Origin of the sequence: Streptomonospora alba (assembly GCF_000826685.1) — a bacterium.
GTDB classification, from domain to species: Bacteria; Actinomycetota; Actinomycetes; order Streptosporangiales; family Streptosporangiaceae; genus Streptomonospora; species Streptomonospora alba.
This window is the reverse complement of sequence record NZ_JROO01000031.1, coordinates 53,448-66,931: the sequence shown is the minus strand read 5'-3', so window position 1 is coordinate 66,931 and position 13,484 is coordinate 53,448. Positions and strand designations below refer to the sequence as shown.

Genomic DNA, 13,484 nt, shown 5'->3' with positions numbered 1-13,484 from the left:
CGGGCCATATCCGGTGGGCACCGCCGGTGCGGGCGGGGTGTGTGGCCGGGCCACATTCCCCGCCCGTGCCGTTGCCCGTGTGGGCCGGGGGCCGCCCGCCACCGCCCGGGGCGGCGCCCGTGGCGCGGTCCCACGTGCGGCGGAGCGGCGGCGCGGCGTCAAGCGGCCCGGGCGCTCCGGGGCAGCGGTCCGGTGCCGGGACCGGCTGCAGGCGGCCGGGTCAGCAATCGGCGGTCCGTTCCCAGTGGCCGGGGCCGGTTTCGCGGACCGAGGTCGTCACCCCGACGCTCCACAGCCCCAGGTCGTCGCCGGCGCCGACGGTGTAGGCGCGCCCGAGGCGGTGCTCGGCACGCCCGGCGGCGACGTGGCCGTAGTTGTCGTCGGTGACGCAGGCGCCTTCGTCCGGCGGGTCGGTCGGGTCGGGCGAGGGCGTGGGCGTCGGATCGGGGCCGGGCGTGGGGCCGGGTTCCGCACCGCCCGAGCCGATGCCCAGGAAGTCGGCGGTGTACTCCGTCGAGCACAGGGTGTCCAGGAAGTAGGCTCCGGCGCCGCCGCACCCGGCCGAGGGGTCTACGGGGGTGCCGTGGCCCATGCCGGAGACCGTGTTCAGCGCGACCGCGGGCTGCCCGGCGGCGTCGTGGATCTCGGCGACCGTGCCCGAGGGCCGCTGCTCGGTGCGGTCGGGTTCGGTCGGGGCGCCGTGGACGTCGACCCACTGCTCGCGGGAGGCCTCACCGTTCACGGGGCGGACCGTGTAGTCGGCCGAGCCGTGCCAGATCTCCACGCGCGGCCACGGGCCGCCGTACCCGGGGTTCTTGGCCCGCACCTCGTCGCCCCACTGCTGGGCGCTCTGCTGCTTGCCGGAGTTCATGCAGGTGGTCGCCTCCAGCAGGCTGTCGGCGCAGCCGGTGGGCAGTCCGGCGACGACGCTGCCGCCGGCGAAGGCGTCGGGGTAGGCCGAAAGCGTCTCCGAGGCCATGGCGCCGCCGGCCGACAGCCCGGAGACGTAGGCCGCGCCGGTGGCGCCGAACTCCTCGGACGCATAGGCCGCCATCCGCCGGATGGAGGCGGTCTCGCCCGACCCGCGGGCGGTGTCGCCGGGGCGGAACCAGTTGAAGCAGGAGTTGGTGTTGTTGGCGCTGCGCTGCTGGGCGTAGACGAGCACGGCGCCGCGCTCGTCGGCGACGCCGTCCCAACCGGAGTGGTCGTGGTAGGCGGCGGCGTCCTGGGTGCAGCCGTGCAGCAGCACGACCAGCGGGGCGCCCGGTTGCGCGCTTTCGGGCACATAGGCGTACATGTCCAGGGCGCCGGGGTTGGCGCCGAAGGAGGAGATGCGCTGCAAGGACGCGGCCTCGGCTCGGGCCGCGGTCAGTCCGACCAGGCCGGCGACGGCGGCCAGCACGGTTGCCAGCGCGAGCAGGGTCGTCGGCGCGAAGGGCGATGTCCGGGGGGATCGGAGCGAAAGCGGGCGGGGCACGGCGTGCCTCCTTCATCCGGTGTCCGGTTGTGGCGAGCGTCACGCATGCTAGAAGGGCGGCGGCGCGGCTCCCATGTGTCCGGCCGCCCGTCGCCGCCCCGCTGATGTGGGTGCCGCGGACACGGGAGCCGGGTTATGGTCGCGGCCTACATCGCCGCCGCGGGTCATGTGGGCGCGAGAGCTATCCGCGGCCGGGCAAGGGGCTCATAGATTGGGCGCATGACGACCCGCGAATCCCCCCGGGCGGGGTCCCCGGCGTCCCCGCCGCCGGGGACCGTCGCCGCGTCCGTGCCGTTTCCCGCCGACACGGCCGCCTCCGGTCCCGACCTGCGCGGCCGCATCGCCGTCGTCACCGGCGCGGCGGGCGGTATCGGCAGCGCCTGTGCCGAACGGCTGCGCGCCGCCGGCGCCGAGGTGCGCCTCGTCGACGTCGACGCCGAAGGGCTCGCGGCGCTGGAGGAGGCCGGAACGGGGACCGCCGCGCCGGTGGACCTGACCGATCTGGACGCCGCGGCCGAGGCGGCGCGGGGCGCCGACATCCTGGTCAACAACGCCGGCGTGCAGACCGTCGCCCCGATCGAGGACTTCCCGCCCGAACGCTTCTCGCTCATCCTGCGGCTGATGCTGGAGGCGCCCTTCCGCCTGGTCCAAGCGGCCCTGCCGCACATGTACGCCCAGGGCTGGGGCCGGATCGTCAACATCTCCTCGGTGCACGGGCTGCGCGCCTCGGCCTACAAGTCGGCCTACGTCTCGGCCAAGCACGGCTTGGAGGGGTTCTCCAAGGTCGCCGCGGTCGAGGGCGCCCCCTACGGCGTCACCTCCAACTGCATCAATCCCGGTTATGTGCGGACTCCCCTGGTCGAGCGCCAGATCGCCGACCAGGCGCGCGCGCACGGCATTCCCGAAGGCGAGGTGGTGGAATCGGTGCTGCTGGCCCGTTCCCCCCTCAAGCGGCTGATCGAACCGGCCGAGGTGGCGGGGATGGCGGCCTACCTGTGCGGGCCCGAGGCTTCCTACGTCAACGGGGCTTCTCTGGTTATGGACGGGGCATGGAGCGCGAGCTGAGCGACGAGGCGCAGGCGGAGCAGGCCCCGGCTGAGGCGGCGAGCGGAGGCGCCCAGGCGCAGTTCCTGCGGCTGCTGCTGCGCGACGCCCCGGCCGTGGAGTACGAGCGCCCGCTGGTGCAGGCCCGGGCCGCCGGCGCGGACGCCGAGGAGCTGGCCGAGCTGGAGGACTCCAAGGTCCTGGCGCTGCGGGTGCGCACCGTGCTCGCCGACCGGCGGCGCCGCGAGTCGGAGCTGAGCGCCCTGTTCGAGACCGCCAACGACCTCGCGGGCATGCGCGACCTCGACCAGGTGCTGCGGGCCATCGTCGATCGGGCCCGCAACCTGCTGGGCACCGACACCGCCTATCTGACCCTGCGCGACACCGCGGTGGAGGACGGTGACACGGTCATGCGGGTGACCTCCGGATCGGTTTCGGCGAGGTTCCAGCAGCTGCGGCTGGGCCCGGGCGAGGGGCTCGGCGGACTGGTCGCCGAAACGGCGCTGCCGTATGTCACCGCGAACTACTTCGCCGACAGCCGCTTCGAGCACACCGACGCCATCGACGGCGGCGTCCTCGACGAGGGCCTGGTGGCCATCCTGGGCGTGCCCTTGCAGCTCAACGGGCGGGTCATCGGGGTGCTGTTCGCCGCCAACCGGCGCGAGCGCCCCTTCTCCCACGCCGAGGTGGCGCTGCTGGGGTCGCTGGCGACCCACGCCTCCATCGCCATCGACAGCGCCAACCTGCTGGCGGGCACGCGGGAGGCGCTGGAGGAGCTCAACGAGGTCAACCAGCGCCTGACCGAGCACAGCGGGGCTGTGGAGCGCGCCGCCGACGCCCACGACCGGCTCACCGACCTGGTGCTGCGCGGAGGCGGGGTGGAAGAGGTCGAGGCCGCCGTCAGCGCCGTGCTGGGAGGTGCCGTCACCGTCTACGACGCCTCGGTGCACGCCGAGCGCCTGGCCGCCCCCGCGCTCGCCGAGGCGGTGGGCGCCTCCCAGTCCAGCGGGCGCGCGGTGCGCACCGGCACCGGGTGGGTGGCGGCCGCGGTGGCCGGCGGCGAGGCGCTGGGCGCGGTGGTGCTGGAGGGGGTCGACCTCGACGCCGCCGACCAGCGCATCCTGGAGCGCGCCGCCATGGTGATCGCCCTGCTGCTGGTGATGCGCCGCTCGGCCAGCGAGGCGGAGAACCGGGTGCGCGGCGACCTGCTCGACGCCGTGCTGGACGCACCCGAGCGCGACCCCGACACGTTGCGCCGCCGCGCTGAGCGGCTGGGAGCGGACCTGGAGTCCGAACACGTCGTGGTGGTCGCCGAGGCGCCGGGCGCCCACCCAGGACGGCTGCGCTCGGCGGCGATGCACCTGGCCGAGACGCCGGGCGGGCTGGCCGGCACCCGGTCGGGCACGACCGTGCTGGTGCTGCCCGGGTCGCACCCGGCCGAGGTGGGCCGCAGCGCGGCCGACACCCTGGCCGCGGCGGTCAACACCGAGGTGACCGGCGGCGCCGCCGGACCCGCGGCGGAGCTGCCGGCGTACGCGGCCCGCTTCTCCGAAGCGCGGCGCTGCCTGCGGACGCTTGTGGCGCTGGGCCGTTCGGGCGACGTCGCCTCGCCCGAGGACCTGGGGTTCCTCGGGCTGCTGCTGGGAGGCGACCGCGACGTGGCAGGGTTCGTCGACTCTGTGCTGGGCTCGCTGATCGACTACGACCGCCGCCGCGAGACCGCACTCGTGGAGACGCTGCGCGCCTACTTCGCGTGCGGCGGCAGCATGTCGCGCGCAAAGGACGAGCTGCACGTCCACGTCAACACCGTCGCTCAGCGCCTGGAGCGTGTCGGGCGGCTGGTGGGCCCCGACTGGCACGAGCCGGGCCGCGCGCTGGAGATCCAGCTGGCGCTGCGGCTGCACGCGCTGCTGGAGGGCGGCCTGGCCGCGTCGGAAGAGGCCGAGCGCGACCGGTGAACGACCGCGCCCTGGCGAGGCGTCCTCCGTGTGCCGCCTATCGCGAGTTCTCGCGGCCATCAGGCGACACGCGGAAAGCACGTGACGCACCGCGCCTTCGGTAGGCGAGGGGCGGGCACACGCGTACCGCGCTCACAGTCCCGTTCCGCGACCCCTTCGGTGACCGGCGCCCGGCGTTCCCGGAGGTTCCTTGAAGGGGGCCGGCCCTGCGCCCGTCAGCCCTCGGACACCGCCCGCTGCAGGTCGAGTGCGCGGTCGGCCACGAGCTGCGCGGCGGCGGGGTCGAACAGCAGGCTGTAGTGGTTGGTGTCGGGCACGTGCTCGACGGCCACGTCCGTCTCCATCAGCGGTTCCAGACGCTCAGGGGTGTAGAGGCCGGGTTCCTCGTCCATCAGGCCGCGCGGCGCCCACAGCAGGCGGGCGGGGCAGGGCAGGCGGCGGACCGCCTCCAGCACCTCGGCGTCGCCGAGGATCTGCGTTCCGTCGGTGCGTACCGCCTCCTCGGCGCAGGCCGAGCGCATGTGCGGCTCGGCGCCGACCAGGTCGCGCTGGATGTAGGCGTCGACCTCCGCGGAGAGCTCCCCGCCGAAGGCCGGGTGGGCGCGCCAGAAGCCGCGGTAGGCCTCGCGGTCGGCGAACTCCATGCGCAGCCGCGCCATAGCGGGCCCGATGACGGACTCGACGTCGGTGCCCGGCGGGACCGCGAGCCCGTGGCCGCCGTCGACGAGCAGGGCGGCGGCGAACCGGTCCGGGTGGCGCTCCGCTGCCACGCAGGAGACGAAGGCGCCCATGGAGTGGCCGGCGAGCACGGCGCGCTCGACGCCCAGGTGGTCGAGCACCGCCACCAGGTCGTCGACGTGCGCTCCGACGCCGTAGGGGGCGGGCAGGTGCCCGCTGCCTCCGCGCCCGCGCAGGTCGGGGGCGATGACGGCGGTGCGCGGGGCGAGACGGGCTGCCACGGCGCCGAAGGACAGGGCGTTGGCCGTGATGCCGTGGACGGCCAGCACCGGCGCTTCGCCGACGGGCGCGTCGGCGGGCCAGTGCAGCGCGGCGAGCCCGCCTCCGGCGACGGGGACGCGCAGTTCGCGGTACTCCTGTGCGGTCTGCGGGGTCACGGTGCCTCCTGAGGGCGGATCGGGGGATGCTGCGGTGTCGACGAGGCGCCGGCGCTCGGCGGGGCCGGGCGCGGGCGGTGTCAACGCGGTGCTGCGCCGCCCGCGCGACCGCGCCGCCTGCTGTCGAGTGCGGCGCGCATACGGCCGGGGAGGGCGGCCAGTCCACCCGGGAAGAAGTACACCATGACCACGAACAGCATGCCCAGGATGAACAGCGGCTGCGACAACGGCGCCTGCAGCACGGCGGGCAGCCGTTCGAACCCCTCGGCAGCGGCCACGTCCAGCAACCGGTGGTCGAGGTAGGTGTAGAGCACGGCGCCCAGGATCGGGCCCCACCGGGTGCCCGCCCCGCCCAGGGCGACCATGACCAGCAGGGTCAGGTGAACTCCGCGGTGGTCACCACGGGGGTCACCCCACCGGAGACGACCAGGTAGGCCGCCCCTCCCGTCGAGGCCAGCGCACCGGCCACCGTGAAGGCGGCCAGCTTGTAGGGGTAGGGGTTGACGCCGAGGACGGCCACGCGCCGCTCGTTGGCGCGGATGCCGCGCCACACCCGCCCTGTGGGTGTGGCGTCCAGCCACCACACCGTCGCGGCGGCCAGCACCGCGTACCCGGCGGCCAGCCAGTACACGTTGGCGGTGTTGAACACGCCGACCAGCGCGTCGGGCACCGGTTCGGTCCGCAGCGGCAGGCCCTCCTCGCCGCCGGTCGCACGTCCCGGGTCGCGTATGACCAGGATCGATCCTGCCTGGGCGAAGGCGAGGGTGACCATCGCCAACGCTATTCCGGACACCCGCAGCGAGACGGCTCCCAGCACCAGCGCCAGCAGCGTGCCGCCGGCCACCGCAGCAGGCGCCGCGACAGCGAGCGGCAGTCCGGCCGTGTCCATCAGCAGCGCAGCGAAATAGGCGCCGGACGCGAAGTAGAGGGCGTGGCCGAAGGACAGCAGCCCCAGCCGTCCGTAGAGCAGGTCGTAGCTGGTGGCCAGCCCCGCGAAGACCAGGCACGTGGCCAGGAGCTGCAGGGTGGCGGGGCTGTTGATCGGCCCCTCGAGGATTCCGGGTACGGGCAGCGTCGAGAACGGCAGGATCGCCAGCAGCACGACGGCGGCCACCGGCACCGCCCAGCGCGGCAGGCGCCGGCGCCGCCCTCCGCCGGCTCCGGGCGCGCCCTGCGGAGCATCGCCCGGAGCCGCGGGTTCGGCGCCCCGCTGGGCGGAGCCGGTGCTGTGCCCCGTGCCGTCCGCGGGCGCGGCGGCGGTGGTCTGCGGGGTGTCCATGCTCACGCCACCCTCTCTGCTGTCTTCTTGGTCAGCCCGCCCTGCCGGGTCAGCAGCACAGCGGCCAGCACGGCCACCACCGCGATGTCCCCGAGACCGGCGACGGTGTAGTAGTTGGCGAACTGCTGGATCATCGCGACGGTGACCGAGGCGGCGGCGCAGCCGGTGATGGAGGCGGTGCCGCCGATCACGACCACGATGAAGGCGAAGATGAGCAGCGATACGCCCTGGGTGGGTGTGACCACGCCGAAGTACAGCCCGCCCAGTGCGCCGGCCAGCGAGGCGGCGGCGCCGCCGATCGCGAAGACCAGCGTGAACGCCGTGCGCACGTCGATGCCCAGGGCGGTGACCATGGCGCGGTCCTCCACTCCGGCGCGCACGATCAGCCCGTAGCGGGTGCGGCGGACGAACAGCAGCAGGCCGGCCAGCACGGCGGCGGCCACGGCCACCAGCAGCAGCCAGTCGCGGGGAACGGCGGCGCCCAGCACCCCCACGGTGCCCTGGGCGATGTCGGGACGGGGGAACGTCAGCGGGTCGGCGCCCCAGATGCCCTGCACGAGCGCGGGTACGGCCAGGCTCAGTCCGACGGTCACCAGGATCTGCTCGCGGTGGTGTCCGTACAGCGGCCGGATCACCAGCAACTCCACCAGCAGCGCGGCGACGGTTCCCGCAGCGGTTCCGAACGCCACCGCGGCCAGGAACCCCCAGCCGCCGCCCGCGGCCCAGGACAGGTGAACCGAGGCCCACCAGGCGGCGTAGCCGCCCACGGTCAGAAACGCGCCGTGGGCGAAGTTGAGCACGTCCATCAGACCGAAGATCAGCGACAGCCCCGAGGCGACGAGGAAGTACAGAGCTCCCAGACCCAGCCCGGTGGCCAGCAGCAGCACGACGGTGCTCATCGCTCTCCCTTCTCGGCGCCGGGTGCCCGCGAGACTCCGAGCAGTGCCCGGGTGCGTTCGGCGTCCTCCAGCAGCGCGGCGGCCCCGCCTGTGTGCACGACGCGGCCCGCGTCCAGCACGACGGCGCCGTCGGCGACGCGGCGCACCAGCGCGAGGTTCTGCTCGACCAGCAGCACCGGGGCCTCGGCGGCGGCACGCGCCACCGCGTCGGCGACCTCGGCCACCACGCGACGCGGGGCGCCAGGCCCTTGGTGGGCTCGTCGACCACCAGCAGCCGGTTCTCGTTCAGCAGAGCGCGGCCGATCGCCAGCATCTGCTGCTGGCCGCCCGAGAGGGTGCCGGCCGGCTGGGCGGCGCGCTGCTCGAGCTCGGGGAACAACTCGTGGACCAGCGAGTAGCGGGGGCGGCTCCGGGGCCGCTCGGCCAGCCGCAGGTTCTCCGCGACGGTCAGCCCGTGGAACACGCCCCGGTCCTCGGGCACATACCCCACGCCCGAGCGGGTGATCTCGTGGGTGGGGCGTGCGGAGACGTCCCGTCCCTCCAGGAGCACCTCGCCCGTGCGCGGCACCAGCCCCAGCACGGCCTTGACCGCCGTCGTCTTGCCCACACCGTTGCGGCCCAGCAGGGCGGTGACGCCGCTGGAGGGCACGGCCAGGTCCACACCCTGCAGGATGTGGGAGCCCTCGATCCATACGTGCAGGTCGCGCACGCGCAGCAGCGGAGCGTCGTCGCCGGCTCCGCTCTCGGCGCCGGCGGGCGCGTCACCGGGTGCGGCGGTCACAGCGGCTCTCCCAGATAGGCGGCCTGAACCTGCGGGTCGGCCATGGCGGTTTCGGGGGCGGCAAAGGCCAGCAGCGCACCGTGGTGCATCACGGCCAGCCGGTCGGCCAGCTCCAGCAGCACCTCCATGTGGTGCTCCACCATGAGCACGGTGCAGCGCCGCTCGCGCTGGACGTCGCGGATGACGCCGGTCAGCTCGCCGACCTCCCCCGCGCTGACCCCGGCCATGGGCTCGTCCAGCAGGATCAGCTCCGGCCCGCGCGCCAGCAGCAGTGCCAGTTCCAGCTTGCGTTTGTCGCCGTGGGACAGCCCGCCGGCCTCGGCGCCGCTGCGGTGCGCAAGCCGCACCAGCTCCAGCACCTCGGCGGTGCGCGGGCCCGACGCCGAGGCCGCGCGGCGCCAGAAGCGGTGCGAGTCGCCGGTGCGCGCCTGGGCGGCCAGGCCCACGTTCTCCTCGACGCTGAGGTCGGCGAAGACGCTTGAGGTCTGGAAGGTGCGGCCCAGTCCGCGGCGGGTGCGCTGGTAGGGGCGTTCTCGGGTGACGTCGGCCCCGCTCAGCAGCACGCGGCCGCGCGTGGGCCGGGTCAGGCCGGAGACCAGGTTGAACAGTGAGGTCTTGCCGGCGCCGTTGGGACCGATCAGGGCGACGAACTCACCGCTGCGCGCGGCCAGGGCGACGCCGTCGACGATGACGGCGCCGCCCACCGCCCATGACAGGTCCTGCAGCTCCAGAGCGGGCGCGGGTTCCGATTCCGTTGCGGCGCCTGCGCGGGTGGGTGCAGTGGGCATCGCCGACTACCCGCTCACCGGGGGCTCGACGTCCTCGGCCGGAACGGTCTCGACCAGTTCGGGTTCGGCGTCGTCGCCCGACCCTGTCAGCCGCGCCTGGTACATCGGCTGGAGCAGCGCGTGGTCGTCGGCGCGCACCGTCAGCTCACCCTTGACCCCGTCGAAGGTCCAGTCCTCCAGTGCGGAGATGCGGTCCTGGACGCCGTCGCCCTGCGAGGCGGCGCGGACCACCATCTGCGCGGCGGTGAAGCCGTCGGGGGTGAACAGGTCGACGGTGCCGCCGGCTTCCTCCACACGGGTGCGCATCTCTTCGGCGACGCCGGTGCCGGCCGCGCCGTCGAAGTAGTGCGACAGGAAGCCGATCTTGTCCTTGCTCTGCCCGAAGACCGGGTAGGAGGCCTTGATGTCCAGGCCGGTGACCACGTCGGTCGAGTCCAGCACGCCCTGCTGGTCCAGCGACTTCCACATCGCCGAGGCGGTCTCGCCGGCCCAGGCCACGAACAGCAGATCGGGATCGGCCTGCTTGGCCTGCTCGGCGAAGGGGGTCAGGTCGGTGGAGTCCGGCGGCGCGAGGACGGACTCGACGTCGGCGCCCTTCTCCTCCAGCACCGCGGTGACCGCGTCGACGTTGTCCTGGCCGAAGGCGTTCTGCTGGGCGAAGACGGTGACGTCGGCGCCGTCGGGATCGTCCATGAACGTGGCGGCGGTGAGGATGTCCTGGTAGGTCTGCCGGCCCGAGCGGAACGTGTAGTCGTTCTTACCGGTGATGGCGTCGGTGGCCGCGGCGCCGGAGACGAACAGGACCTCGTTCTGCTTGGCGACGGGGGCGACCTGCACCGCCACACCGGAGGAGGTGGACCCGGCCAGGATGGTGTGGCCGTCGCCGACCAGCTCGCGGGCGGCCGAGACCGCGGTCGCGGGGTCTCCCGCGTCGTCCATCTCGGTGACCTCGACGGGGCGGCCGTCGATTTCCATGGTGCCGTCGGTGGCGTAGTCCAGGCCGGCCTGGAAGCCCTGGAAGTACTGCTCGCCGTAGGTGGCCAGCGGGCCGGAGGAGGAGTAGACGACGCCGACCTTGACGGGGCCGCCCTCCTCGCCGGCGGCTGTGGAGCCGGGTGAACCGCAGGAGGTGGCCAGCAGGGCGCCGGTGCACAGCACGGCCGCGGCAAGGCCCCCTCGGGGGAATGGGTGCATGGGGGTCTCCAAGGGGATGTGCGGGTCCGGGCCGGGTACCTGAGGGCCCGTCCGGACGGCAGGGTGGCTGACCACGAAACTAGGTCCGCGGTGACCCGTTTCACATGTCGGCGGGACATACATCTTCCGCACCGGCCATGTGCGCGCTCCCCGCCGCCGCCGTTCCCGGTCGCACGGAGGCCGGCCGTCGCGCAGCGTCTCCACCGGAGGCGGTGGCGGGCGAGGGGCGTGCGGCTCCCCTGAACGCGGCGGCGGACGATCGCCCTGCGGTGGCCCCCGGTACTGCTGCGCCGCCGGTCGCGGAAGGGCGGCGCGGGGGCCGGTGATGTGCGGCGCACGTCCTCCCCTGCGCCTCGTTCGGCGCCGGGGGACATGGGCGGGCGGACCACGGTCGGCCACCGCGCGGATGTGGCCGCGGCACATCGCTCCTGTGCTCCCCCGGCCTCGCGATGCGGCGGTGTCGGCTCCGGGGCGTAGGCGGCGTGGTGCGCAGCGCGTAGCGCGATCGCCGCTCCACGGGCGACGCGCGGCATGGGGGCGGCGGCGCAGGCTTGGGGCATGGCTACAGCACTGACGGCGGCGGCCGGCCTCGCCGCCGAAACGGCCCTCTCCGCCGATCCCGCCGCCCGCTTCCACCACGGTCCGCCGTTCCCGCCGATGATCGGAGCCGCCATGCTGCTCGTACTGCTCCTGCTGGGCCTGCTGGCCTACCTGTGGTTCCTGCGGTCCAAGGGCCGCCGCCCGCCGTGGGCGGCGGCGCCCGAGCCGCCCGAACACGCCGCCCGCACGGTGCTCGCCGAGCGCTTCGCCCGCGGCGACATCACCGTCGACGAGTTCCTGGAGCGGGCCAGCGTCCTGAACTGGACGCCCGGGGAGCGAGGGGGCGACCGCAGGTGAGGCTGCGGACCGGCCTGCCCCGCAAGGCGCTGCTGAGTGTGCACGTCGTCGTCTCGGTGGGCTGGCTCGGCGTGCACGCCGGCGTCCTGACGCTGGTGGCCGCCGGGCTGGCCGCCGACGCCCCTCAGCGCGCGGGCGCGCTCTACGGATCGGCCGCCACACTGGGCTGGCTGCTGGTGCCCGTACTGAGCCTGACCGCGCTCGCCTCGGGGCTGGTCTGCGCGCTGGGCACGCCCTGGGGGCTGTTCCGGCACTACTGGGTGACCGCCAAACTCGCGCTGACGGCGGTCCTGGTCGTCGGCAGCAACCTGCGGCTGATGCCGGCGACGGCCGACCTGGCCGAGGCGACACGCGGCGGCACGGTGCTGCCCGCCTACGCCGACCGCCTCAGCCACGTCGTCGCCCTCTCCGTGGCCCTGTCGGTGCTGGTGGCGGTCACCCTGTTGTCGACCGTCAAGCCCTTCGGCCGTATCCGCTCCCGGCAGGGCACCCGGCCTGCGGGCGCAACGCGGCGTCCCGGGACGTTCATGCGCGCTTCCGCGAACGCCTCCCGCTGAATTCGCCGTGCCCCGCCCGCCGAAGCGACAGCCGCGGGGCACCGTGGCATCCTCGGTCCCGGCACGCGAGACGCGGGAGGACCATGGCCGGCACGTGGCACGGCGACCTTTACGCCGATTTCGAGGGAACCGACGGATCGGGCCCCGGCGCGGACGACATCGACGCCCTCGTCCGCGCCACGTCCCCGGGGGCCGCGGAAGGCCGCGGCGGAGGGCTCCCCGACCCCGCCGCATCACCGGTGGAGGCGCGCGGCGTCCCCTTCGACGTCGTCACCGGAGTGGCGGAGACCCCGGTGGGCTTCCTGTTCTGCGCGATGACCGAGGCGGGACTGGCGGCGTGCTCCTTCGGCCCCGAGGAAACGGTGGTCGACCGGCTCGAACGCGCGGTCTCGCCCAACATCGTGCCGCACGACGCCCACCTGGAGCCGGTGCGCCGGGAGATCAACGCCTACTTCGCGGGACGGCGGACCGCCTTCGCCGTCCCGCTGGACCTGCGGCTGACCGGCGACTTCGGGCGCGTGGTGCTGCGTTCGCTGCTGGACGTGCCCTACGGCTCCACCATCGCGCTGGGGGACTTGGCCGCGCGCATCGGCAGGCCCAACGCCCGCCGCGCCGTCGCCAGCACGCTCGCCGAGAACCCGCTGTGCCTGTTCCTTCCCTGCCACCGCGTCGTCGCCGAGGGCTACCCGGACGACCCCGGCCCCTACTCGGGCGGGGTGGAGGCCAAGCGCGCGCTGCTGGCCCTGGAATCCCGCCACGCCGGCGCCTGAGCGCGGTCACGGGCCACACGAATCCGACTGGCCCGACCGTGGTCCATGTGCGCACGGTGACGGCATGACTGCGGAAGCCGACATCCGCGAGGCCGCGACGCACCCGTCCCCGCGGACGCCCGTTCGTCCTCGACTCGCGGGAGTGATCAGCGCCCGGCTCCGGGACCGAAGCGGCCGGCGAGTTCGGCGGTGAGGCCCTTGGCAGCCGCCTGGACCATGCTCAGCACGGTGGTGAAGCCGTCGTCGCCGCCGTAGTAGGGGTCGGGAACCTCGGGATTGGGGCTGCCGCCGCCTTCGGGCGCGAAGGTCCGGAAGAGCCGCAGCCGGTCCCCCACCACCGCCGGTTCGGGGGCGAGCTGCACCAGCTCGTCCAGGTTGTCCAGGTCCATCGCGAGGATCAGGTCGCGGTCGGCGAACCAGGCGGGGTCGAACCGGCGCGCGGTGTGGTGGGTCGGATAACCGTGGGCGCGCAGCGTGGCGGCCGCCCGCGGGTCCATGCCCGAACCGATGTGCCAGCCGCCGGTGCCGGAGCTGTCCACGACCACCTCGTCGGCCATGCCCGCGCGTTCGAGCTCGGCGGTGAGGACCTTCTCGGCGATCGGCGACCGGCAGATGTTGCCCAGGCACACCACCGACACGCGGTAGGGGCCTGTGGGGTCGAGGGGATCTGGCAGGCTCATGATCACCACGTTAGCCCAGGACGGCGCCTCCCGCCGTGCCCCGGC

At 74.3% G+C, this 13,484-nt stretch carries 12 protein-coding genes and 2 pseudogenes; 5 read left to right on the top strand and 9 right to left on the bottom strand.

Going from position 1 to position 13,484, the window contains the following annotated elements; all coding sequences use genetic code 11:
- Positions 1 to 220: 220 nt before the first annotated feature.
- On the bottom strand, positions 221 to 1,477 hold the full coding sequence (locus LP52_RS16350) for an extracellular catalytic domain type 1 short-chain-length polyhydroxyalkanoate depolymerase (protein WP_193790004.1): 1,257 nt from the start codon (positions 1,475 to 1,477) through the stop codon (positions 221 to 223).
- Positions 1,478 to 1,696: 219 nt separating this feature from the next.
- Between LP52_RS16350 and LP52_RS16345 the strand changes: the two genes are divergently transcribed.
- Together LP52_RS16345 and LP52_RS16340 are read left to right on the top strand one after the other, a co-directional pair.
- Positions 1,697 to 2,542: a 3-hydroxybutyrate dehydrogenase gene (locus LP52_RS16345; RefSeq protein WP_084723257.1), complete on the top strand. Its 846-nt coding sequence runs from the start codon at positions 1,697 to 1,699 to the stop codon at positions 2,540 to 2,542.
- The gene (locus LP52_RS16340; protein WP_040274682.1) at positions 2,527 to 4,479 is read left to right on the top strand and encodes a helix-turn-helix domain-containing protein; all 1,953 of its coding nucleotides are present in this window, start codon (positions 2,527 to 2,529) and stop codon (positions 4,477 to 4,479) included. The genes LP52_RS16345 and LP52_RS16340 overlap by 16 nt, the downstream gene beginning before the upstream one ends.
- Positions 4,480 to 4,694: 215 nt before the next feature.
- Here LP52_RS16340 and LP52_RS16335 read toward each other — a convergent pair whose 3' ends face one another.
- The 7 genes and pseudogenes from LP52_RS16335 to LP52_RS16310 all read right to left on the bottom strand — a co-directional run bounded on the left by LP52_RS16335 (position 4,695) and on the right by LP52_RS16310 (position 10,535).
- Positions 4,695 to 5,594: an alpha/beta fold hydrolase gene (locus LP52_RS16335; protein WP_052809928.1), complete on the bottom strand. Its 900-nt coding sequence runs from the start codon at positions 5,592 to 5,594 to the stop codon at positions 4,695 to 4,697.
- Positions 5,595 to 5,674: 80 nt separating this feature from the next.
- Positions 5,675 to 6,873: pseudogene (locus LP52_RS16330) on the bottom strand (branched-chain amino acid ABC transporter permease).
- 2 nt (positions 6,874 to 6,875) lie between these two features.
- The gene (locus LP52_RS16325; RefSeq protein WP_040274680.1) at positions 6,876 to 7,772 is read right to left on the bottom strand and encodes a branched-chain amino acid ABC transporter permease; all 897 of its coding nucleotides are present in this window, start codon (positions 7,770 to 7,772) and stop codon (positions 6,876 to 6,878) included.
- Positions 7,769 to 7,996 (bottom strand): hypothetical protein, encoded by a 228-nt coding sequence (locus LP52_RS29000; protein WP_394298205.1) that lies wholly within the window; start codon positions 7,994 to 7,996, stop codon positions 7,769 to 7,771. Before LP52_RS29000 ends, LP52_RS16325 begins: the two co-directional genes overlap by 4 nt.
- Before the next feature lie 86 nt (positions 7,997 to 8,082).
- Positions 8,083 to 8,421, bottom strand: a pseudogene (locus LP52_RS28995) (ATP-binding cassette domain-containing protein); the annotation flags it as partial.
- A 128-nt stretch (positions 8,422 to 8,549) separates the two neighbouring features.
- The gene (locus tag LP52_RS16315) at positions 8,550 to 9,341 is read right to left on the bottom strand and encodes an ABC transporter ATP-binding protein (RefSeq protein WP_040274678.1); all 792 of its coding nucleotides are present in this window, start codon (positions 9,339 to 9,341) and stop codon (positions 8,550 to 8,552) included.
- 6 nt (positions 9,342 to 9,347) lie between these two features.
- Complete coding sequence (locus LP52_RS16310; RefSeq protein WP_040274796.1) at positions 9,348 to 10,535, bottom strand: substrate-binding domain-containing protein; 1,188 nt, start codon at positions 10,533 to 10,535, stop codon at positions 9,348 to 9,350.
- A gap of 558 nt (positions 10,536 to 11,093) precedes the next feature.
- Here LP52_RS16310 and LP52_RS16305 point away from each other — a divergent pair.
- From LP52_RS16305 to LP52_RS16295, 3 genes are all read left to right on the top strand, one after another.
- Positions 11,094 to 11,432: an SHOCT domain-containing protein gene (locus LP52_RS16305; RefSeq protein ID WP_052809927.1), complete on the top strand. Its 339-nt coding sequence runs from the start codon at positions 11,094 to 11,096 to the stop codon at positions 11,430 to 11,432.
- Complete coding sequence (locus tag LP52_RS16300; RefSeq protein ID WP_040274677.1) at positions 11,429 to 11,989, top strand: hypothetical protein; 561 nt, start codon at positions 11,429 to 11,431, stop codon at positions 11,987 to 11,989. The genes LP52_RS16305 and LP52_RS16300 overlap by 4 nt, the downstream gene beginning before the upstream one ends.
- Positions 11,990 to 12,072: 83 nt before the next feature.
- On the top strand, positions 12,073 to 12,759 hold the full coding sequence (locus LP52_RS16295; RefSeq protein ID WP_052809926.1) for a methylated-DNA--[protein]-cysteine S-methyltransferase: 687 nt from the start codon (positions 12,073 to 12,075) through the stop codon (positions 12,757 to 12,759).
- 146 nt (positions 12,760 to 12,905) lie between these two features.
- Here the strand turns inward: LP52_RS16295 and LP52_RS16290 are convergent, their stop codons facing one another.
- Positions 12,906 to 13,439, bottom strand: coding sequence for a low molecular weight protein-tyrosine-phosphatase (locus LP52_RS16290; protein WP_040274791.1), 534 nt, complete (start codon positions 13,437 to 13,439; stop codon positions 12,906 to 12,908).
- Between the last annotated feature and the right edge of the window lie 45 nt (positions 13,440 to 13,484).